Genomic DNA, 21,555 nt, shown 5'->3' with positions numbered 1-21,555 from the left:
ATGCCATTATGCAGGACCTCCGCACGGCTGCTCCCGCCCTCACCCTGCTCTCCGAAGAAGAGACCATGTTCCAGGACTCGGTCCGGCAGTTCGCCGAGACCGAGGTCAAGCCCCATGTCCAGGCGATGGATGAGGCGGCCCAGTTCCGGCCCGATCTCATCCCCAAGTTCTTCGAGCTGGGCCTCATGGGAATCGAGGTGCCGGAGCAGTTCGGCGGGGCCGGCGGCGGGATCTTCATGTCGGTGCTCGCCATTGAGGAGCTGGCCCGGGTGGATGCCTCCGCCGCCATCTACGTGGACGTGCACAACACGCTGGTCAACAACGCGCTGTTGCGGTGGGGCAGCCCGGAGCAGCAGGCCCGGTATTTCCCCCGGCTCACCAGCGAGCTGCTCGGCGCCTTCGCGCTCTCTGAGCCCGACAGCGGGAGCGACGCCTTCGCGCTGGCCACGCGCGCTGAGCGGAAGGGCGACCGGTGGGAGCTCACCGGGCGCAAGTTCTGGATCACCAACGGCGCGGAGGCGGGGGTGTTCATCGTCTTCGCCAATGCCGACCTGTCGAAGGGATACAAGGGTATCACCGCGTTCGTGGTCGAGCACGGCTTCCCGGGATTCAGCGTGGGCAAGAAGGAGAACAAGCTGGGCATCCGGGCCTCGAGCACCACGGAGCTGATCCTGGAGCAGTGCGTGGTGCCGGCGGAGAATGTCCTGGGGCCGGTCGGCCAGGGTTACAAGATCGCCATCGAGACCCTGAACGAAGGGCGCATCGGCATCGGGGCCCAGATGATCGGGGTGGCGCGGGGCGCGCTGGAGGCGGCGACACAGTATGTGAAGGAGCGCCGGCAGTTCGGAAAGACCATCGCGGAGTTTCAAGGGGTCCAGTTTCAACTGGCCCAGATGGTGACCGACCTCGAGGCCGCCCGACTCATGGTCTACAACGCCGCGCGGCTCAAGGACGCGGGCCATGCCTTCGCCCACCAGGCGGCCATGGCGAAGCTGTTCAGCTCCCAGGTCGCCGACCGGACCACCTCCAACTGCCTGGAGCTCTTCGGGGGCTACGGCTACTCGAAGGAGTACCCGGCGGAGAAGTACTACCGGGACGCCAAGATCGGGACGATTTACGAGGGAACCAGCAACATGCAGCTCCAGACGATCGCGAAGACTCTCCTCAAGTAGCCTCAGCGCCGGCGAGCCGGCCGGGGCTCCGGTGGACGCACCCGGGTCACGGTGTCCGGCGCCAGCGCCCGGTCGATCCCCTGCATCATCCCGTTTCGGGCCATGAGATCGGGCTGCACCACCCGGGCGTCATCCGCCCGCAGGCTTCCGCTGGCGGAGTCCCGGGTGAACCGCACGACTCTCCCGCTCTCCGCGGTATCCTGGCCGGCGCTCAGCAGGTCGGCCGTGCGGAGACTCCCGGCAAAGACGTGGTCACCCACCCAGCGATGCAGCAGGACCGAGTCGCCCTCGAGGCGAGCGAGCACCGGCGCCTGCACCCGCCGGAGGGCGAGATCGTTGGGGGCCAGCAGGGTGTAGGGGCCCGCTCCCGCGAGGCGCTGAGCCCAGCCGGAACGCTCCACCAGACGAAGGAACCTGCCGTACTGCCGGGTGAGCTGCGCCGACTGCAACAGATCGGGGAACTCCGAGCGGGTGAGCCCGCCGCCCCGGCGGACGTCCATACGCGCGGTGAGGCTGGTGTCGTCAGGTGGAGGCGGGATCGGCTTCGGCGTGTCGCTCCGACGCGCCGCAGTGTCCGCTCGGGGGGAAGCGCCGGCCCGAGCGGTGGTATCGCGGCGGGCGGCGGAGTCGCGGGCGGTGGTATCGCGGCGAGTCGAATCGCGGCGGGTCGAGTCGCGGCGGGTCGAGTCGCGGCGGGTGGAATCGTTCCGCGTTGAGTCGCTCACGGCGGTGCTGTCGCGCGGGGCGGCGTTCCCCGCGGGCAGGCTGTCCGCCGACCGGGTGGTGTCGGTTGCCTGCTGAGCGCGGACGGAGGATGCAGCCAGCGGCAACAGCAGGAGGAGCCAACGCCAAGCGGCGGCACGATGGCGCCTCCAGGCTCGCTGCCGTGGTTGCACGTCCATCACGCTCAGCGTGAAGTTGAATCGTGCTGCTGAGGCTGGCCGTACCCCGTCGTATCGCGGGGCATCGTGTCGACCGGCGGGGCCGCGGTCGAGTTTGCCGGGCTCACACCCGTGGAGTCCACCACGCCGGTCCGGCCGAGGGTGGTATCCCGCTGGATGCGCATAGAACTGGTGTCGTGGGTAGCCCCGGTTCCCTGGCGCTGGAGAAGCGTGTCCACCGGCGTCTCGGGTTTAGGTGGTACGGCCGTTGTGTCCCGTTCCATGCCCCGATAGCCCGGAGGATTCTGCACCGAAGTGGTGTCCTGGGCCGTGGCAGTCCTGGTGTTGTCCACCCGTGCGGTAGTACTGGAGCAGGCCAGTCCTGTGGTCAGCACGGTGAGAGCCGCCAAGCGTACACACGTATGAGTTCGCATTTCGACCTCCTCAGATCGCATTCGGGCGATTGTCAGGTTGGCTGACCAGGGTTCGGCGATGCCGGACGGTACCCGGGGGTGACTACCCCTGCCGTGATCATGGTCACCCGGTGCAAGCTCGCCGGAAGGCCCAGGAATTGCTAGTTGACTGCACTGGCCCACAGGGTTTGCCGCCGAGTCGGTTGCGGCGCTTCATCCAGCGAGATAAATGAGTGGCGAGTATGACCTTAGGCCTTGACATGCCGGCCGGGCCCAGGGCATACATTGGAGATCATAGCAGGGTCTCCGCAGCGTGCTCGCCACAGCAGCACCCGGACGCACCTCGTGGTCACAATCTACGGTCGGGAATCTCAGTGCGCCTTTCGTCGTCCCTTGCCCGCTGCACCCTGGCTCTGGCCCTCATGGGCTGGCTGCAGAGCCACGTCGCTCCCCTGCAGGCGCAGACGGACAGCCAGTGGCTGGCCGACCGAATGTCCTCCTGGTACCAGCGGGCCCAGCGCAGCTCTCCGGGCGAGTGGGGGATCGCGGTGGCCGATCAGACGGGCCAGATCCTCTGGAGCATTCAGCCGGATCAGCCCCTCATGCCGGCGTCCACCGTGAAGCTCTTCACCACAGGATTCGCCCGCAGTGTCCTGGGCGGGAGCGCCCGCCGCGCGACCCGGGTGGTCGGGGTCGGCTCGCTGGACCCGGCGAGCGGGGAATGGATCGGGAGCTGGGCGCTCGAGCTGAACGGCGACCCGTCCCTGGAGCGGGCCGAGGGCTCAGGACCGACGTTCTACGATCTGGCCCTCCAGCTCGCGGGGGCCGGGGTTCGCAAGCTCACCGGGCCGCTGCAGGTGCAGAGCACCGATGGTCCGGCCAACGCGGTGTATCCGGCGGTCTGGTCGACCCGGCATCAGGGTCGCATCTTCGCCCCGCTCATAGGCCCACTCACGCTGCACGAAAATGTCGTCTGGCTCACCATCGCGCCCGGCAGCAAGCCGGGGCAGCGCGTCCGGCTCATCGAGACCGCGCCGAGCGGCATCGGATCGATGGTGACCGTCACGGCCCGAACCCGAGCGGGTCGGCGCTCCCGGCTGGCCCTCCGCACCCGGCTGGACGGTGGCTGGGTCGTCACTGGTACCATCGGCGCGCGCGCCGGGGTCCGCCGGCTCACGGCGGTGGCCGCCGACCCGCGGGCCCTGTTGAACGCCGTCTGGAGCACCGCACTCACCCGGGCTGGCATCGTCTGGAATCCGTCGCCCTACCTGGGCCCGCCCCCGACGGGTGGCATGCAGATTCTGGGGGAAGTGGCATCGCCGTCACTGGACTCGCTGGCCAGCGAGATCAACCGTCGAAGCCTCAACTTCGGTGCCGAGCTCCTGCTGCAATGGGCCGGCGGCCGGACCCGGGGCCCGGAGCTCCTGACCGACCACGTGCGGCAGGTGATCGGATCAACCGACGGAGTGTATCTGGTGGACGGCAGTGGCCTCTCCTACGATGATCGGGTCACTCCGGCCGCGTTCGTCTCCTATCTCGCCAAGTTCCCGACCACGCCGGCCGGACGAAACTTCCCCCAGCTGCTGCCGGCCAACGGGAGCGGCACACTGCACCGGCTCAACAGCGGCTTCCCGGGTGTGGGTGTCGTGCGGGCCAAGACCGGCACGCTGGGTCGAGTCTCCACGGTGGTGGGGTACCTGGGCCGGCCGGAAGGCACTCTGCTGGTGGCCCTGATGTACAACGGCGGCAGGCCGTGGGCGGCCCGGCAGGCCCAATGGAAGCTCTTTCGGGAGCTGGGTGCCAACGGCGTCGTCATCCCGAGCGACACGCTCCCGGAACCGCCGGTGCAGCTGGGCGGCGAGGAGACCTCCCATCCCGCCTGGTGGCCGGTGAATTCGGACTCAGCGCAGTAGGCGGGAAGGGCGGTAAGGGCGGTAAGGTGGCGCCGGCCGAGGATGGCTGAGCGGAGCCGGGACATGCGAGCCTTCCCGCCCTTACCGTCCTTACCGGTCCTTACCGCCTTCCCGTCCTTCCCACCGCCCCGCCGCCCTCAAAACGTCACATGCGCCAACTGCTGTCCCTGCGGCTCGGACGAGCGGTTGAGCGCCGGCTCGACGGTGAGCGCGGCGCCCATGACGGGTGACCGGACCGGGGGCATGGGAAGCGTGAAGAAGGCGGGGTGAGGGGCGTCGGCTTTGAGGGTGACGGAACGCACCATGCCGCTCTCGGTGATGAACCAGAACTGATAGATGTTGCCCGCCGGCGCCGGGGGCAGGCCGTGGACCACCACGCACCAGCGGTGCGACACCGGTTCCTGAAAGATCAGCAACCCACCCTGGCGACCCTCCATCGCGATCGGGATCTGCACTACCTGGCGGGCCCCCCGCAGCACCGACAGCGTGTCCTCCAGCGCGACCAGCCGGTGCTCCCGGTCAGCCAGGACCGCGCTCAGCTCACGTCGGTCCTCCGCGCCCCGATAGCCCGCGCCGATCGCGAGCAGCATCGCGGCCGCCGCGACCCCGTACGGTACCCACTGGCGCCAGCGTCCCCGCCGCTGCAGGATCTGCGTCGCGGCGCGCCGGGCGAAGCTGGGCGAGGCCGCCTGGGGCGGCTGCGCCATCGGGAGCCAGGCGAGCTCGCGCTCCAGCCGGGCAACCTCCGCGGTGCACTCCGCGCAGCGGGCCAGGTGATCGCGAAAGGTCCGCTCCTCCGCCGGCTCGAGGCTGCGGGCAACGAACCCCGCGCGATTCTCGACGTACCAGTCGTGGGCGTTCATAGCACCCAATCCTTGATGGAAGCCAGCGAGACGCGAAGCTTGTCGAAGGCGAGTCGGAGCCGGGTCTTCACCGTGCCTACCGGGATGCCCAGGGCGCGGGCGATCTCCGAATGGGTGAGCCCCTGGAAGTAGGCGAGACGGACGGCCTCGCGCTGCTCCGGGGGGAGCGCGGCGAGGGCGGCGTGCACCGACTCGTGCACGTGCCAACCGGGCAGGGCGGCCTCGTCGAGGCCGCCACCCACTCGCCCCACGGGCAGGGCATCGAAGCTCTCCGCCCGGGCGTGCTTCACCTCCCAACGCCGCCGATGCCGCAGCCGGTCGATGGCCCGATTCCGGGCGATCCGCAGCAGCCAGGGCATGAGTCCCCCTGGCTCGTCTCCCAACCGGCCGATCCGGTCCCAGGCGGAAGCAAAGACCTCGAGGACCACGTCCTCCGCCTCGTCGGTATCGCCCAGCATGGACTGGGTGAGGCCCAGGAGCCAGGGACCCGCGATCTCGATGAGCTCGACCAGCGCCTGCTCGTCCCGGGCCACCAGCCGTTGGCGGAGGGAACGCTCGGTCTCCAGCGTGAGCGTCTCCCGGCCGGGCCGCCCCTCGCTGGGCGAGCCGGACTTCTTTCCGGGCTGGGATTCTGATCGGGCCACGACTATGACTGCATCGCCGGAAGGCGGAGCGCAAGTCGCCGAGCGCAAGTCGCGGAGGACCCGCTCGATCTAAGAACGTCGCGGCTGGAGTTCCGGTTTGCGGAGGAGGCTGGCGGAAGGGGCCGGCCGCAGGGGGTTTCCCCTGCGGCCGCCTGGCTCAGGCGCGGCGAGCGCCCGAGGCGAGCAATACGACGCCACCGACGATGGCGAGGGCACCGAGCAGCGGCGGGACCGGAAGCGACTCCTTCTTGTCGGCGCTCGCCTGGATCGGACCGACGTCGAGCACCTTTTCCCTGTGGGTGTAGGAGAACCCACCGAAGGCCAACCCGGCGATGCCCACGATGATCAGCAGGATGCCCACGATCGTCGCGGCCTTCATACGACTCGCCGTCCCTGGATCAGCTGGATCAGCGCAATGACGACCGCGACGACCAGCAGGACGTGGATGAATCCCCCGAGCGTATAGGAGGACACCATCCCCAGCAGCCAGAGCACCAGTAGAATGACGAAGATCGTCCAGAGCATAGCGCCCTCCCTTGACCGATGAACCTCCGGATTGCTGCGCAGTGACGCTCTAATCATGGGCGAACCCCAGGACGAGCGCCGTGATGACCCTCACGGGCCCGGTGCCCCGCGCAACACCCTCGAGGGTCCGGACCCCGCAGGTGCTGGACGCCCCCCAGCGGCCTCGGTAGCTTGAGGCGCGTTCTCTTCTTCCCCTCTGGACGGACATCCATGGCGACCCTGACCCGCCCGAGCGCTCCACCGGAGCCGGCCGCGCACACACCGTTCGTTCCGGCGCATCAATCGCCCGCCGAGCTCACGGCTCGCGCGTTGATCCTGGGGGCAATCCTCGGGGTGGTCTTCGCCGCGTCGAGCGTCTATCTCGCGCTCAAGATCGGACTCACCGTCTCAGCGTCGATCCCCATCGCGGTGCTCTCGGTAGCGTTCTTCCGGACGCTGGGTCGCTCGACCATCCTGGAGAACAACATCGTCCAGACCACCGGCTCGGCCGGCGAGTCGATCGCGGCGGGCATCGTCTTCACTTTGCCCGCCATCCTGCTCATGGGCTACGACCTGACTGTCGGCAAAGTGGCGGTCATCGCGGTCGTCGGCGGGCTGCTGGGCATCCTCCTGATGATTCCGCTCCGGCGGGCGCTCATCGTGAAGGAGCATGGACGGCTGACCTACCCCGAGGGCACGGCCTGCGCGGAGGTGCTCGAGGCGGGCGAGCGGGGTGGCCTGCAGGCGAAGCGCCTCTTTCAGGCGTTCGGAATCGCCTTCACGTACAAATTCCTGATGGCCGGACTCAAGGTCTGGAAGGAGTATCCCGGCTGGGTCTCCCGCTCGTATGCTGGGGCCTCGATCTCGGCCGAAGTGTCGCCCGAGCTGCTCGGCGTGGGGTACATCATCGGCCCTCGGATCGCGGGGAACCTTTTTGCCGGCGGCTGCATCGCGTACCTGGTCCTGATCCCGGCAATCAAGCTGTTCGGCTCCGGACTCACCAAGCCGATCTTCGCCGAGACCAAGCTCATCGCCGACATGAGCCCGGCCGAGGTCCGGGCGAACTTCGTGTTCTACATCGGCGCCGGCGCCGTGGCGACGGCAGGGATCATCGCACTCATCCGGGCGATCCCCACGATCATCGCCGCGTTCCGCTCGGGCTTCGAGGACCTGCGCGGCAGCGTGGGCGACGCGGCGGCCCGGATCCGGACCGACCTGGACCTGCCGATCTGGGTGACCCTGGCGGGGGCAGTGGCGCTCGCACTGCTGCTCACGGTGCTTCCGCAGCTCGCCGTCAATCTGCTGGGCGCGGTGCTGATCGTGATCTTCGGATTTTTCTTCGTGGTGGTGTCGGCCCGGATTACCGGTGAGATCGGGGTCAGCGCCAACCCGATCTCCGGAATGACCATCGCCGCCCTGATCGGCACCACGGCGATCTTCCTCCTGATCGGATGGACCGGAGTGGACCACCGGGTGGGAGCCATTTCCATCGCCGCGGTCATCGCGGTGGCCGCGGGCAATGCCGGTGCCACCAGCCAGGACCTCAAGACCGGCTTTCTGGTCGGCGCCACGCCGCGGAGGCAGCAGCTCGCCATCATGGTGGGGGCAGTGACCTCCGCATTGGCCATCGGGTGGACCCTCGCCCTGCTCAACAACACCTACACCAACATCGTGCCGGAGCAGCATGCGGGAGTGGCCCTCCAGGCAGCCGCGCCGGGAGCACCCGACCGCTCCGTCACCGCGCTCGGCGAGCGGATGACGTACGGCGGGCGGACCTGGGACGTGGTGCGGGTCAACCTGCCCGTCCAGGGGGTGGTGCCGGGCAAGTACCTGGTGGAGCCGACCACGCGGGAAATCGGCTATCTGGTCGATCCCGGGATCGGCGGCCGGATCCACGAGATCAACGGCCGGCCGATCACCAAGCTGGACTCGCCCAAGGCCACGATCATGGCCCTGGTGACCGACGGGATCCTGACTCGGAAGCTTCCCTGGGGGCTGGTGCTCATCGGCGTGTTTCTCACCTTCTCGATCGAGCTGATGGGCCTGCAGTCGCTGCCGATCGCGGTCGGCGTGTACCTGCCGGTCTCCACCTCGTCCGCCATGTTCGCCGGTGGCGTGGTCCGTTGGCTGATGGAACGGCGGACTCGCGGCGGCGACCGGTCACTCGCCGAGGTCGAGTCCGGTCCCGGCGTGCTCTTCTCCAGCGGGCTGATCGCGGGGGGCGCGCTCGGCGGCGTGGCGATCGCGGGGGTGGCCGCGGCGCTGGCGCACCGGGCCGAGACGGCGCAGGTGCCCGCGGCGGACTACCTGGCCTACCTGGCAGGGTTGCAGAATGCGCTGGGATCTGTCTCGCAGAACGATGTGATCGCGCTGCTGCTTTTCGCCGGCCTGGCGGCGGTGCTCTATCGGGTCGCGAGTCGCTGAGGTGGCGCGGAGGCAGCCGGTTTCGCCCACCATCGGCGCCCGGTTGATTCACGCGGCGCTCGTGGTCGGGGTGGTCTTGTTCTGGATGGTGGCCTGGTACGCGCAGGATGCCGAGCCCAGTGTGCAGCTCCCCGACCGGCGAGTGCTGTACGTGTCGCTGACCATCGTCGCTGCCACCCTGTTCGGCGCCGCCGGCTTTACCGCCAGCCGGCTGGTGCCGCCGAGGCCGGGAAGCCCGCCGGACGAATGGTGGCGCGCCAACCTGGGCCGCGCTGTCGTCATCTGGGCGCTGGTGGAGGCGCCGGCGCTGCTCGGCACCATCGCCTACCTCCTCACCCGGGACTTCCGAGCGTTGCTGGCGCCGTTCATCGGCCTGCTGCTGTTCGCCAACTACCGACCGAGCCGATTGACCGGAAGCTGAAATGAGGGTGATGACTCTGCTGCCCGCCGCGACCGAGATCGTCGCGGCCCTGGGCTGCGCGGACCGGCTCGTCGGCATCTCCCACGAGTGCGATTTCCCGCCCGGCCTTGGCTCGATCCCCCGCGTAACCACAACTCCGATCGACCCCGCCGCGGCCAGCGGCGCCATCGACACCCAGGTCCGCGCTCTTCGCGAGAGCGGCCGCCCGGTCATCGGCGTCGATGCCAGCCTGCTTCGGCGGCTCGCGCCCGACATCATCGTGACGCAGGAACTGTGTGAGGTGTGCGCCGTCGCGGACGGCGAGGCACACCGGCTGGCCTCCGCTCTGCCGTCGCCACCGGCGGTGCTGTCGCTGTCCGGCAGGACACTGGAGGGCGTCTGGGACGACATCCGACGGGTGGCCCGCGCGCTGGAGCTGGAAGACCGAGGGACAGCCCTGGTCGACCACCTCCAGGCGCGGCTGGCCCGACTGGGGGCGAGCGCGCCGGCACGTCGGCCCCGCGTCGTCTGCGTCGAATGGCTCGATCCACCGTACCTCGCCGGCCATTGGATTCCCGAGCTGGTGGAGGCCGCCGGCGGCGAGGATGTGGGCGCGCGGTCCGGCAGCCATTCGGTACACACCTCCTGGACCGAGATCGCGGCGCTGGATCCCGAGCTGATGATCGTCATGCTGTGCGGCTTCGGGGTCGAGCGATCGCGCGTCGAGCTGGCGCGATTGCAGGATCCCGGGAGCCGGCGGTTTCTCGATGGAGCGCCGGTATGGGTGCTGGACGGCAACGCCTACACCTCGCGGCCGGGACCCCGGCTGGTGGACGGGGCGGAGCGGCTGCAATCGGCCATGCTGGGACGGGAGATGGAGGGCCTGGTGAGATGGTGTCCGCACGGGTGACGCGGATCGTCCAGGCCTCTGACCAGAGCACCGACATCGCTCGCGAGCTCTTCCGGGAGTACGCGGCGTCGCTTGGCGTCGATCTGGAATTCCAGGGCTTCTCGGAGGAGCTCGCCACCTTGCCTGGCAGCTATGCCCCGCCTCTGGGGCGGCTGCTCCTGGGATGGGAAGGCGAAGAGGCGGCGGGCTGCGTGGCGCTGCGTCCACTGGAGCCGGGGATCTGCGAGATGAAACGACTCTACGTGAGGCCGGCGTACCGCCAGGCCGGACTCGGGCGCCGGCTGGTCGAGCGGATCGTTCGGGAGGCGAGGGACGCGGGCTACAGCCGGATGCGTTTGGACACGCTCCCTGCCATGGTCGGCGCCAGGGCGCTCTACCAGGCGATGGGATTCCGGCCCATTCCGGCCTATCGACCCAATCCGATCGACGGTACGGCCTTTCTCGAGCTGACGCTGCGCGCCGATCAGGGCTAGACATCGCGAGGCACCGCCGCGACCTTTGGCGGTCCCCATCCCCGACGCCCGATGAGACCCCAATCGCTTTCGTTTCTCAAGACCCTCCTGGATACCCCAGGCCCCTCGGCGTTCGAGACGGCTCCCGCCAGGCTCTGGCGCACTGAAGCGGGGGGATTCGCCGGGGACGTGCGGGCGGACGTGAGCGGCAACTCTCTGGCCACGGTCAATCCGTCGGGCCGTCCCCGGGTGATGCTCGCGGGACATATCGACGAGATCGGCGTCATGGTCACCCACATCGACGACGATGGGTTCGTCAGCTTCGACCCGATCGGCGGGTGGGACACGCAGGTCTTCGTGGGGCAGCGGGTGCGGCTGCTCGGCCGCGGCGGGGCAGTGACCGGGGTGGTCGGGAAGAAGGCGATCCACATCATGGACAAGGAGGATCGGGAGAAGGTCTCCAAGGTGGAGGATCTCTGGATCGACATCGGCGCCGCCAGCCGGGCGGAGGCCGAGCGTCACCTGCGCATCGGCGACCCCGGCGTGCTGGCCGCGGGAGTGGTGGAGTTCCCCAACGACCGTCTGGTGAGCCGGTCGATCGACAATCGCATCGGCGCGTTCGTGGTGCTGGAGGCGCTCCGGCTGCTCGCGGGGGACGCTGCCGGACTGGCGGCGTCGGTGACCGCCGTCGCCACCTCCCGGGAGGAGATCGCGGCACACGGTGGGGGCGCCCGCTCCTCGGCGGTCGCGCTGGAGCCCGACGTCGCGATCGTCATCGACGTCACCCATGCCACCGACTATCCGGGCATCGAAAAGCGGCGCCACGGCGACTACCGGCTGGGCGGTGGTCCGGTGCTGTCGCGCGGGGCATCGGTGAGCGAGCCGGTGTTCGAGCTGCTGGCGGCCGCCGCGGACGCGGAGAAGATCCCCTACAGCATCGAAGCTGCCTCACGAGACACACACACCGACGCGGAAGCGATCTTCAACGCGCATCGGGGCGTGGCCACGGCGCTGGTCTCGGTGCCCAATCGGTACATGCACAGTCCCAACGAGATGATCGCCCTGGAGGACCTCGACCGGACCGCCCGCCTTCTCGCGGCCTTCGCCCGGCGGCTCCGGCCCGACACCGACTTCGTACCGCGGTAGAGGGTGATATTCTTCGAGCGTATGCTGAGACTTCCGCCCCAGATTCCGCGCGTCCTGCTGCTGCTCGCTCTTCCTGCTGTCCGGCTCGAGGCTCAGTTCGGCGTGCCGGCCCAGCCGGCGCCGCGAGTCACTCCCCCCCCGCTCCAGGCGATCGACGACATCCGCTACCTGAGCGATGACCGTCTGGAGGGGCGGATGACGGGGACGCCGGGCGCCGATTCGGCCGCGGCCTACCTGGCGCGCCGGTTCGCCCAGGTGGGGTTGCAGCCGGCGGCCGGGGGCTGGTTTCAGGCCTTCACGGTGGCCAAGACCGCCCCGGTGGCGCAGCAGGCCCACGTCGGGGGGCTCCGGGGAAACAACGTGATCGGTGTCTTACCCGGCCGCGATCCAGTGCTCCGGAACGAGGCGATCATCGTGGGTGCCCACTACGATCATCTCGGGCTCGGCGGGTTCGGCAGCCTCGACCCGGACAGCACCGGGCGGGTGCACAACGGGGCGGACGACAACGCCTCGGGTGCGGCAATGCTGATCCAGATCGCGGCCCGGCTGGCCGTGGCGCCGCCGGCCCGGACGGTGGTCTTCATCGGGTTCAGCGGCGAGGAGCTCGGCCTCCTGGGGTCCTCCTACTACGTGAAGCAGCCGGTCTATCCCCTCGCCACCACTCGGGCGATGATCAATCTCGACATGGTGGGACGGCTGCGGCAGAGCCGGCTCATCGTGTATGGCAGCCGGACTGCAAAGGAGTTTCCTGCCCTGCTCGACTCGCTCAACTGGTACGCGGGCTTCGAGCTCAAGGCCCAGGGCGATGGCTACGGTCCGAGCGACCAGTCATCGTTCTACGCCGCCGGTCTGCCGGTGCTGCACCTGTTCACCGACCTGCACGAGGACTATCACCGCTCGACCGACGACTGGGAGAAGATCAACCTGGACGGCTTCAAGCGGGTGAGCGATTTCGCCGCCGGGCTGGTGACCGCGCTGGCCAACCGCACGCACCCGCTCACCGTGGTGACCTCCGCGCCGCCGGAAGAGTCGGACACCGCCAGAATGTCTGGATCGGGTCAGGGAGCCTACCTCGGCACCGTCCCCGACATGATGGCCAGCCCGGGAGGCGTTCGGCTGGTTGGGGTGCGGGCCGGGAGTCCAGCGGAGCGTGCCGGGCTCCGCGGTGACGACGTGATCACCCGGATCGGCACCATGGACGTGCCCGATCTCAGCGCCATGGCCGCGGCGCTCCGCAGTCATCAGCCGGGCGATGTGGTCGAGATCGTCGTCCGCCGCGGGGGCCAGATCACGACCCTCAGAGCCACGCTCGGGATTCGGGGAGGTTGAAGGATGGCCGCATTGGACGCAGACAAGGTCATCGCGTCGTTGCGCGGCGGGTTCGCCCGGGAAGTCGGGCGCGCCGAGCTGCTGGGGATAGCCGCCGAGCGGATCAGGGCGGCCGGGCCGCCCTATACGTCGGTGTATCTCTACATGCTGCACGGGGAGGAGCTGGTGCTCGAGGCCCATGCGGGGCGCGAGACCGAGCACACCCGGATCGCGGTCGGCCAGGGTGTCTGCGGCACGGCGGTGGCCACCGGACGGGATCAGAACGTGGCCGACGTGCGGGCTGTCTCCAACTACATCGCCTGCAACACCTGGACTCGGTCGGAGCTGGTCGTCCTGATCCGCCGCGGCAGCACCATCCTGGGGCAGATCGACATCGACAGCGACGTGCCCGACCCGTTCACGCCCGAGGAGGAAGCGTCCGTCCGCCGGGTGGCCGACGCGCTGGCGGTCCTGCTGTAATTGTCCCCACCGGTCGAGCTGTTCGTCCGCCGGATCGGGACCGGCCCACCCACGGTCGTGCTTCACGGCGGACCCGGCGCCCACCACGATTATCTCCTTCCAGGCTTCGACGCCCTGGCCCGTGGGCGGGAGCTCATCTACTACGACCAGCGCGGCGGCGGACGCTCGCCGGTGCCGCGTGACGTGCCGGTAGGGTGGACCGAGCACGTTGCCGACCTTGAAATGCTGCGGGAGCGCTGGGGCCTGCCTCGGCTTACCATCGCGGGCTACTCCTGGGGCGGGTTGCTGGCGCTCCTGTACGCGCTCGAGCATACCGATCGCGTGGCCCGCCTGGCACTGGTCTCTCCGGCCCCGACCTGGCGCGCCGCCAGGGAGCAGTTCGAGCAGAGCTTTACTCAGCGCAGTCTCGATCCCCAATTCCAGGAGGCGCGCCGGCGACTTCGCGAGAGCGGCCTTCGAGAGCAGGACCCCGCCCTGTACCAGCAGCGCATCTTCGAGCTCTCAGTGGCGCCGTACTTCTTCGATCCCGCGCGGGCGCGCGAGCTCACGCCCTTTCGAGTTACCGGACGCACCCAGCAGGAGGTCTGGGCCAGTCTGGGTGACTACGACCTCCGGCCCCGCCTGGGGAGCTTGCGGGGCATTCCATCCCTGGTAATCCACGGCGAAAACGACCCCATCCCGATCGCCGCGGCACGGGTCACGGCCGGCCTGATCGGGGCGGAATTTCGGCCCCTGCCGCGTTGCGGTCATGTGCCGTATGTGGAGGCATTCGATAGCTTTGTCGAGGCGCTCGACGGCTTTCTTCCCTGATCTTCCGGGGGAGTGCCCGCGCCGGGGGGTTACCTTTCGAGCATGGCGCGCCTCACTCCCTTCGACCTCGTCTTCAGTCAGATCGCCGAGCGTGTCCTTCCGGAGATCAAGGCGTCGATCGAGCGGGCCGGATACGATCCCACCGATCGCGACGCCGTTCTCATGGTCCCCGAGATGGTCACCCTGCTGCACCAGCTTCGGCCCGAGGAGGGGGTCGGCGAGGGCATGGATCAGCTGGTGGCCCTGGTGCACCACGCCTACCTGCAGTGGGAGGCCGGTGGATTGCTGCTGCCGATCCCGGAGGACCGCCTGGAGGAGCTGCTGAGCTCCCCCATCTCCCCCGAGACCGATCCCGGCGAGTCGCCGAAGGCATACTATGCCCAGCTTCCCCAGCACCGGGTCTGGGCCGAGGTGTTGGAGGGCGAGTCGCACGAGCCGCTCGACGGATGCTTCGTCCACGCGACGGGCGGCGGCAGTCTCCGGGTGCTGGGCGTGTTCGGTATGCGTCCGGAGCGGCTGGGCTTCAGTGTCGTCGAAGCGGAGGGAGCTCGGGCCAGGGACCTTCGCCGTTCCGACGGGGCCCCGCTCTTCTCGCCAGCGTTGCCTGGCGGCGCCGCGGCCCATCTCCATTCCATTGCCGGCGGTGAGGAGCTGCTCGAGCTCGGCTGGCGTACTCGCAGCATGGCCAGCGAACTGATCGCCCCGGCGCGCTGATCGATGGAGAGCGTCAAGAGCTTCATGGACAAGAAGGCGGTGGCCCAGGTCCTGGAGCAGATCGCCGCCTTTCTCGAGCTCAAGGGCGAGAACCCCTTCCGGATCCGCGCCTTCCGAACCGCCGCCCGGGCGGTCGGCAGCTTCCCTGGCGACCTGCGCGAGGCGCTGGAGGACGGGTCGCTCGCCGCCGCCAAGAGCGTGGGACCCGCCACCCTTCAGATCGTGGCCGAGCTGCTCAACACCGGCCGAGCCGGCATGCTGGAGGATCTACGGGAGCAGATCCCGCCGGGCCTGGTCGAAATGCTGGCCATCTCGGGGTTGGGCGTCGCCAAAATCCGTCAGATCCACGAGGTGCTCGACGTGGATTCCCTGCCCGAGCTGGAGGCCGCCGCGCTCGATGGCCGGTTGGCCAGACTGCCTCGCTTCGGGCCCAAGACTTCGGAGAACATCCTTAAGGGAATCGCCTACCTGCGTCAGGCGAGTGCCTTCCGGCTGTCGCACCACGCCGCGGAGGAGGCCGAGGGGCTGCGGGCGGCGCTGGAGCGGCTTCCGGGTGTGCTCTTCGCGATTGTCGCCGGTGACGTTCGGCGCCGCGCCGAGGTGGTCAAGGACCTAGTCGTGGTGCTGGTGGCCGCGGTGGCCCCGGGCGAGCTGTTCAAGCGGCTGAGCCAGCTGCCCGGGATCCACGAGTTCGCGGGGCAGGATGACCGCCGGCTGACCCTGCGATTCGCCGGCGGGGCGAGCGCACAGATCGTGGTGACCACGCCGGTGAACGCGGGGGCCGTGCTGGTCCAGGCCACTGGCAGCGAGGCCCACCTGCAGCAGCTGGCGGACTACGCGGTCGGCCGCGGGTTCGCCCTGACGGGCGCCGCTCTCTGGAGGGGCAGCGAGTTCGTTCCGACGCCGGATGAGCTGCATTTCTACCAGGCGCTGGGACTGAGCCTCATCCCGCCCGAGCTGCGCGAGGGTCAGGGCGAGATCGAAGCGGCTGCCCACGGGCGTCTCCCCCGTTTGCTCGAGCTGGCAGACATGCAGGGCTTCCTGCACTGCCACACCACCTATTCGGACGGGTCCAACTCGGTGGAGCAGGTGGCGCTCGCCTGCCGGGCGGCGGGATACCGCTGGGTCGGCATCACCGATCACAGCCAGGCGGCCGCCTACGCGGGCGGGCTCAGGCCGGACGATCTGGCGCGGCAATCGGACGAGATCGACGAGGTGAACGGCAGGCTCGAGGGGATCCGGGTGCTGAAGGGCGTGGAAGCCGACATCCTGCAGGACGGGCGGATCGACTTCGACGAGAGCGTCCTTGCACGACTGGACTTCGTGATCGCCTCGGTCCACAGCCGCTTCAACATGGGCGAGCCGGAGATGACGGCCCGCATGCTGGCTGCGATGGACAACCCCCACCTGACCATCATCGGACATCCCACGGGCCGGCTGCTGCTCTCCCGGGACCCGTACGGCCTGGACCTCGATGCGGTGATCGAGAAGGCGGCCGCCACCGGGGTCGCGCTCGAGATCAACGCCGACCCCCACCGGCTCGATCTGGATTGGCGGGTCCTGCGCAGGACCCGCGACCACGGGGTGCCGGTCTCGATCGGCGCCGATGCCCATAGTCTCGCCGGCATCAAGAACGTGGAGTTCGGCGTGGCGGTGGCGCGGAAGGGCTGGTTGGGTCCGGATGACCTGCTGAACGCCCGACCAGTCGAGGGGTTCCTGGCGCAGGCCGCCAAGAGGAAAGCGCGGTGAAGCGGGTCCCCGCCCGACCCGGGCCGGGGCCTCAGCGGAAGTCTGCGCGGCGGCTCCGCGGCGCTCCGGGCCGTGCCGCGGAAATCATGCAGCGCCTTCAGCGCATCTATCCGGACGCGGCCTGCGCGCTCCACCACCGCAATGCGTTCGAGCTCCTCTGCGCCACCATCCTTTCCGCCCAGTGCACCGACGTACGCGTGAATCTGGTCTCACCGCTGCTGTTCGCGCGGTATCCGACGCCGGAGGCACTGGCGCGCGCCTCACGTCCCGAGCTGGAGGAGATCATCAAGTCCACCGGCTTCTTCCGGAACAAGGCGAAGAGCCTCATCGGCATGGCGCAGGCGATCGTGGCCGATCACGGCGGGCAGGTGCCCCGCACCATGGAGCAGTTGCGAACCCTGCCGGGCGTGGGCCGCAAGACCGCGAATGTCATCCTGGGAAACGCCTTTGGGGTCAACGAGGGGATCACGGTCGATACCCACGTCGCGCGCTTGAGTCAGCTGCTCGGACTCACCCAGCACGACGACCCCGTCAAGATCGAGCAGGATCTGATGGGGCTCTTCCCCCGGGAGATGTGGGCCCAGATCTCCCACCTGCTCATCTTCCATGGCCGGCAGGTCTGCATCGCGCGGCGCCCCCGGTGTGGGGAGTGCGTGCTGGCCGATGTCTGCCCGTCGAGCCTGGTCTGAAGGGCCTGGGGTGTGGTGTCGCTGCACATGCGCCACACTTTCCTCCCCTCCAGACTGCCTATGTGGGGCAGGAAACTTGCACCCACCGGGCTTTCATATTCCCTTCAGCAGACGAAACCCTGTTGCGCCTGGCCGGCGTTGGCGACACGAGCCCGGGCGGGTAGCTGGGAGCCGCTGTGAGCCTGCGCACTATTCACATATGCCTCAACAGCTTATGATGAACCTATGGACCTGGTGAACTGGGTGACCATGGGGGGCTCCCCGGCAGAAACGCTTGGGAGTGTGCCCAAGCGGGGCCGCGAGGCCCCAGCCTGGGGCTCCGAGAAGAGTATCGCGGAACCCCTCCGCCGCCGCGTTTTGTTTGTCGCACCCCAGCCTTTCTACGAGGACCGAGGCACCCCGATCGCTGTCCGCCAGGTCCTGCTGGCGCTGGGAGAGTTGGGCTACGCGGTAGACCTGTTGACCTATCCGGTGGGAAGCGACGTCACCATTCCCGGGCTCCGCATTTTCCGCGGAGCCAACCCGTTCGGCATCCGCAGCGTTCCGGTTGGCCTGTCGATGCAGAAGCTGCTGCTGGACCTCTCGCTGGCGGCGGCACTTCGGGCCCACCTCCGGAGTCAGTCCTATAGCTGCGTTCACGCTGTCGAGGAGATGGCGTTTCCTGCCGCGCTCCTCGGCCGACGCTATGGCGTGCCGGTGCTCTACGACATGCAGTCGAGCCTGCCGGAGCAGCTCGCGGGCAGAGCGGTGTTCGGGTGGGCGCCGATACGGCGGGTCCTGGAGAGGATGGAGCGCTGGCTGATCGATCGAGCGGACCTGATCGTCAGCAGCGCGGGACTGGCCTGCCGGGTCCAGCGCGCCGCGCCGAACGCCCTGCTGCGGGAGTGGCACTTCCCCAGTGCGCCAGTCGAGGCGCGCCCCACCGACGTGGGCGCGCTCCGCGAGCGCCTCGGCCTCCCGGCCGAGCAGCCGGTGATCCTGTACAGCGGCACCTTCGAGGCGTACCAAGGACTGCCCGACCTCATCGCCGCGATTCCGCTGGTGCGGGCCCAGGTCCCCAACGCCACGTTCGTGCTGGTGGGAGCCGACCGGGCGAACGGTCTCGCCACCCAGGACGATGTCGAGGCGCTGGTCCGGAGTGGCGCGCTGCGCATCGTCGAGCGGCAGCCGCGGGCGGAGATGGCCGCCTACCTTGCCATGGCCGACGTGCTGGTCTCACCCCGGGCGTATGGCGGCAATCTCCCGCTCAAGATCTTCGACTATCTGGCCGCTGGCCGACCCATCGTGGCGACCGACATCCCCACCCACCGTACCGTGCTCACCGAGGATCGGGCGGTGCTGGTGCCGCCGCGGACCGACGCGCTCGCCGGTGGCATCCTGGCGCTGCTGCAGGATGAGCTGCGCGCGGCCCGGTTGAGCCGCGCGGCGCGGGCCTACGCCGACGAGCATCTGGGATGGGAACCGTTCGTCGAGTCGGTGGCCGCGATCTACGACGAGGTAGGCGGGCATGCCCGCAACGCTCGGGGCTGATCGCCCCGGGCTTCCACTGCAGACCCTGACGATCACCACCCCTCGGGCACCGTGGCCGGCGCTCCTGGCCCTGCTGCTCGCTCTCGCGGCGCTCGCGATCCGGATCCAGGCGGCGTCACAGCCCGGGCTCTGGGCCGACGAGATTTTTTCGCTGGCCATCGCGACCGGGCATAGCCTGGAGCACCCGGCCGCCGCGGCGGACTCCACGCTGGGCGATTTCGTCGAGCCCCGCGAGGCAGCGCGGCCGGAGACGTTCCGGAAATACGCCGAGCAGGAAGCGCATCCGGCCGGTGCGGCGCGGGTGGTCCGGGCGGTCCTGCTCTCCGACACCAGCCCCCCGTTGTACTACCTGCTCCTCGATCGATGGACCCGCGCGTTCGGCACCAGCGATGCCGCCCTGCGCCTCTTTTCCGTCTGGTGGGCCGCACTCTCGCTCGCCTTGCTGTGGCTGCTCGGGCGAGAGCTGGGTGGGCGCCGCGTGGCCTGGACCGCCTGCCTGCTATTCTCCTTCTCTCCGGTCGCGATCTACTACTCCGTCGAAGGCCGGATGTATTCGCTGCTCTGGTGCCTGGCTCTTGGACTTGGGTGGCTGACCCTCCGGCTCTCCGCGGAAGACGTCCATCCGTGGCAGGCAGCGCTCTGGGTGGTTGCCGGCGCAGCCGGCCTCCTCACCCATTACTTCTTCGCCTTCGTCTGGCTCGCCTGCAGTGCGTGGCTGTGGCTCCGGGGCAGCCCGGCGTCGCGCTGGCGGCTCGTCATGCTTGCCGGGGTCACGCTGCTGCTCGTCCTCCCCTGGTATCTCCAGGTTCCGGGCAGTCTCGCGCGGTGGCGAATCACCGGCGGGTGGCTCAACGGCGACCTGCACTGGCCTGGCGCTCTGCGGCAGCCGTTCGTGCTGGCCGGAAGCCTTCTCTCCGGCAGGAGCTATATGGGCGGCTGGCGCTGGAGTGATCGATTGGCGACCGGCCTGTTCGTGGGGCTGGGAATCTGGATGGCCGGCCACGGCCTGCTCCGGCGCATGTTCTCCGCGCGGTCTCTCCTCCTCTGGGGTTGGATGGCCGCGGCTTGCGCGGGCCCGCTCGTATTCGACCTGCTCCGGCACACCACCACCACCGAGGTTCCCCGATATGTCTTGGCCGCCCTTCCAGCCGCGATGCTGCTGGCCGCACTCGCCATCGGCCAACTCCCGCCGAGGTCTTCCGTGCTGTTTCTCGCGGCGATGCTCCTCCTCTGGCTTCCCGGCGGTCAGGCCGTCAACGCGCGAGCTCCCCGGCCTTGGGAGCCGTACCCCGAGCTGGGTGCTCGTCTCGATTCCTGGGCCCGGCCCGGTGACCTCGTCCTGGTGGCCTCGATCCCTTCGGGAATCGTCGGCGTGGCTCGGTATCTCCGGCGGGATGTTCCGCTGATCTCATGGGTGGCCCAGCTCGGAGGCCGCCAGGTGCCGGGCGATCTGGAGCGCCTCCTGCGCGGGCGGCGCCGGGTGGCCTTGGCCAGGATCCACGATTCCGGCGCGTCCACCGAGCTGGATGGGTGGTTGCGGACACATGCCCACCTGCTTCGGCGCGACCAGTTCCATTCGTCCAGGGCGCAGGTGTTGTACTTCGCTCCCCTGGAGGGAGACAGCTTCTTCGCGCCGAATCCGCACCCGGCGGCGTCGCATGTCGCGCCCTAGCATGTCGCTGGGAATGACCTCGGCGGCGTACTAGCTTATGGGCATGCCCCCTCCAGCTGCGGCGCCCGTCATCACCATCCGTCCGCCGAAGGGTTGGGCACCGCTCGAGATCGAGGAATTTCTCGCCGCGCACGAGCTGCTCTACTTCCTGGTGCTCCGCAACCTCAAGCTGCGCTACAAGCAGACGGCGCTCGGTGCGGCATGGGCGCTGCTGCAGCCGCTCCTCACCATGGTGGTGTTCGCCGTGATCTTCGGCCGGCTCGCCCGGCTGGGCTCGGACGGTCTGCCCTATCCGCTGTTCGCGCTGTTGGCGCTGGTTCCCTGGACCTATTTCGCCAACGCCCTCACCCAGGCCGGCAACAGCCTGGTGGATCAGCAGCAGCTGCTGACCAAGGTGTACTTCCCCCGGCTGCTGCTCCCGCTCGCGGCGGTGATCGCCGGGCTGGCCGACCTGGCGATCGCGTTCCTCCTCCTGCTTCTCGTCCTGACCTGGTACGGCATCCCACTTTCCATTCGGCTGCTCGCGGCGCCCGGGTTCGTGCTACTCGCGGTGGCCAGCGCGATCGCCCCCGGCATCTGGCTCGCCGCGCTCAACGTGCGCTACCGCGACGTCCGCTACGCGATCCCCTTCCTGGTGCAGATCTGGCTCTTCGCCACGCCGGTGGCCTACTCCAGCAGCCTGGTCCCCGAGCGCTGGCGACCGCTCTATGGGCTCAATCCCATGGCGGGCGTGGTGGACGGCTTCCGCTGGATGATCGCACCCGCGGCACCCGGGCTTGGCACCGGGTTTGCGGCCTCGGTCGCGGCCGTGGTCGTCCTGTTCTTGGGCGGGCTCTACTTCTTCCGGCGAATGGAACGCTCGTTCGCGGACGTGGTCTGAT

22 protein-coding genes are annotated in these 21,555 nt (G+C 69.1%); 16 read left to right on the top strand and 6 right to left on the bottom strand.

Annotation, left to right across the window (positions count from 1 at the left end; translation table 11 throughout):
• Nucleotides 1–8: 8 nt before the first annotated feature.
• Complete coding sequence (locus tag VHR41_20680) at nt 9–1,172, top strand: acyl-CoA dehydrogenase (protein HEX3236621.1); 1,164 nt, start codon at nt 9–11, stop codon at nt 1,170–1,172.
• A gap of 2 nt (nt 1,173–1,174) precedes the next feature.
• On the opposite strand, the gene VHR41_20675 is transcribed toward VHR41_20680, so the two are convergent.
• Nucleotides 1,175–2,002, bottom strand: coding sequence for a fasciclin domain-containing protein (locus tag VHR41_20675; protein HEX3236620.1), 828 nt, complete (start codon nt 2,000–2,002; stop codon nt 1,175–1,177).
• 77 nt (nt 2,003–2,079) lie between these two features.
• On the bottom strand, nt 2,080–2,487 hold the full coding sequence (locus VHR41_20670) for a hypothetical protein (GenBank protein ID HEX3236619.1): 408 nt from the start codon (nt 2,485–2,487) through the stop codon (nt 2,080–2,082).
• Nucleotides 2,488–2,840: 353 nt separating this feature from the next.
• Here VHR41_20670 and dacB point away from each other — a divergent pair, with 353 nt between their 5' ends.
• On the top strand, nt 2,841–4,379 hold the full coding sequence (dacB, locus tag VHR41_20665) for a D-alanyl-D-alanine carboxypeptidase/D-alanyl-D-alanine-endopeptidase (GenBank protein HEX3236618.1): 1,539 nt from the start codon (nt 2,841–2,843) through the stop codon (nt 4,377–4,379).
• Nucleotides 4,380–4,516: 137 nt separating this feature from the next.
• On the opposite strand, the gene VHR41_20660 is transcribed toward dacB, so the two are convergent.
• The 4 genes from VHR41_20660 to VHR41_20645 form a co-directional block, all read right to left on the bottom strand.
• Nucleotides 4,517–5,242 carry an anti-sigma factor gene (locus VHR41_20660; GenBank protein HEX3236617.1) on the bottom strand — a complete coding sequence of 242 codons (726 nt, stop codon included), beginning with the start codon at nt 5,240–5,242 and terminating at the stop codon, nt 4,517–4,519.
• Nucleotides 5,239–5,886: an RNA polymerase sigma factor gene (locus VHR41_20655; protein ID HEX3236616.1), complete on the bottom strand. Its 648-nt coding sequence runs from the start codon at nt 5,884–5,886 to the stop codon at nt 5,239–5,241. Before VHR41_20655 ends, VHR41_20660 begins: the two co-directional genes overlap by 4 nt.
• 157 nt (nt 5,887–6,043) lie before the next feature.
• Nucleotides 6,044–6,265 (bottom strand): hypothetical protein, encoded by a 222-nt coding sequence (locus VHR41_20650; protein ID HEX3236615.1) that lies wholly within the window; start codon nt 6,263–6,265, stop codon nt 6,044–6,046.
• Entirely contained in the window at nt 6,262–6,411 is a 150-nt protein-coding gene (locus tag VHR41_20645; GenBank protein HEX3236614.1) for a lmo0937 family membrane protein, read from the bottom strand. Before VHR41_20645 ends, VHR41_20650 begins: the two co-directional genes overlap by 4 nt.
• A gap of 210 nt (nt 6,412–6,621) precedes the next feature.
• Here VHR41_20645 and VHR41_20640 point away from each other — a divergent pair, with 210 nt between their 5' ends.
• From VHR41_20640 to VHR41_20575, 14 genes are all read left to right on the top strand, one after another.
• Complete coding sequence (locus tag VHR41_20640) at nt 6,622–8,814, top strand: oligopeptide transporter, OPT family (GenBank protein ID HEX3236613.1); 2,193 nt, start codon at nt 6,622–6,624, stop codon at nt 8,812–8,814.
• A 1-nt stretch (nt 8,815) separates the two neighbouring features.
• On the top strand, nt 8,816–9,235 hold the full coding sequence (locus tag VHR41_20635) for a hypothetical protein (GenBank protein HEX3236612.1): 420 nt from the start codon (nt 8,816–8,818) through the stop codon (nt 9,233–9,235).
• A 10-nt stretch (nt 9,236–9,245) separates the two neighbouring features.
• Nucleotides 9,246–10,124, top strand: coding sequence for an ABC transporter substrate-binding protein (locus tag VHR41_20630; protein ID HEX3236611.1), 879 nt, complete (start codon nt 9,246–9,248; stop codon nt 10,122–10,124).
• Nucleotides 10,106–10,597, top strand: coding sequence for a GNAT family N-acetyltransferase (locus tag VHR41_20625; GenBank protein HEX3236610.1), 492 nt, complete (start codon nt 10,106–10,108; stop codon nt 10,595–10,597). The genes VHR41_20630 and VHR41_20625 overlap by 19 nt, the downstream gene beginning before the upstream one ends.
• 51 nt (nt 10,598–10,648) lie before the next feature.
• A complete protein-coding gene (locus VHR41_20620) occupies nt 10,649–11,722 on the top strand; it encodes a M20/M25/M40 family metallo-hydrolase (protein HEX3236609.1) in 1,074 nt (357 codons plus the stop codon).
• Nucleotides 11,723–11,743: 21 nt separating this feature from the next.
• The gene (locus VHR41_20615) at nt 11,744–13,051 is read left to right on the top strand and encodes a M28 family peptidase (protein HEX3236608.1); all 1,308 of its coding nucleotides are present in this window, start codon (nt 11,744–11,746) and stop codon (nt 13,049–13,051) included.
• A gap of 3 nt (nt 13,052–13,054) precedes the next feature.
• Nucleotides 13,055–13,510 carry a GAF domain-containing protein gene (locus tag VHR41_20610; GenBank protein HEX3236607.1) on the top strand — a complete coding sequence of 152 codons (456 nt, stop codon included), beginning with the start codon at nt 13,055–13,057 and terminating at the stop codon, nt 13,508–13,510.
• Nucleotides 13,511–14,320 carry an alpha/beta fold hydrolase gene (locus VHR41_20605; GenBank protein ID HEX3236606.1) on the top strand — a complete coding sequence of 270 codons (810 nt, stop codon included), beginning with the start codon at nt 13,511–13,513 and terminating at the stop codon, nt 14,318–14,320.
• A 42-nt stretch (nt 14,321–14,362) separates the two neighbouring features.
• Nucleotides 14,363–15,034 carry a hypothetical protein gene (locus VHR41_20600; GenBank protein ID HEX3236605.1) on the top strand — a complete coding sequence of 224 codons (672 nt, stop codon included), beginning with the start codon at nt 14,363–14,365 and terminating at the stop codon, nt 15,032–15,034.
• 3 nt (nt 15,035–15,037) lie between these two features.
• The gene (gene polX / locus VHR41_20595; protein ID HEX3236604.1) at nt 15,038–16,783 is read left to right on the top strand and encodes a DNA polymerase/3'-5' exonuclease PolX; all 1,746 of its coding nucleotides are present in this window, start codon (nt 15,038–15,040) and stop codon (nt 16,781–16,783) included.
• Nucleotides 16,780–17,472 carry an endonuclease III gene (nth, locus tag VHR41_20590; protein HEX3236603.1) on the top strand — a complete coding sequence of 231 codons (693 nt, stop codon included), beginning with the start codon at nt 16,780–16,782 and terminating at the stop codon, nt 17,470–17,472. Before polX ends, nth begins: the two co-directional genes overlap by 4 nt.
• Nucleotides 17,473–17,829: 357 nt before the next feature.
• Nucleotides 17,830–19,002: a glycosyltransferase family 4 protein gene (locus tag VHR41_20585; GenBank protein HEX3236602.1), complete on the top strand. Its 1,173-nt coding sequence runs from the start codon at nt 17,830–17,832 to the stop codon at nt 19,000–19,002.
• Nucleotides 18,980–20,674 carry a glycosyltransferase family 39 protein gene (locus tag VHR41_20580; GenBank protein ID HEX3236601.1) on the top strand — a complete coding sequence of 565 codons (1,695 nt, stop codon included), beginning with the start codon at nt 18,980–18,982 and terminating at the stop codon, nt 20,672–20,674. Before VHR41_20585 ends, VHR41_20580 begins: the two co-directional genes overlap by 23 nt.
• Nucleotides 20,675–20,717: 43 nt before the next feature.
• A complete protein-coding gene (locus VHR41_20575) occupies nt 20,718–21,554 on the top strand; it encodes an ABC transporter permease (protein ID HEX3236600.1) in 837 nt (278 codons plus the stop codon).
• Nucleotide 21,555 lies beyond the last annotated feature (1 nt).

The organism is Gemmatimonadales bacterium (assembly GCA_036265815.1).
Taxonomy (GTDB): Bacteria; Gemmatimonadota; Gemmatimonadetes; order Gemmatimonadales; family GWC2-71-9; genus CAVVWJ01.
This window is presented reverse-complemented; position numbering and strand designations above follow the sequence as displayed.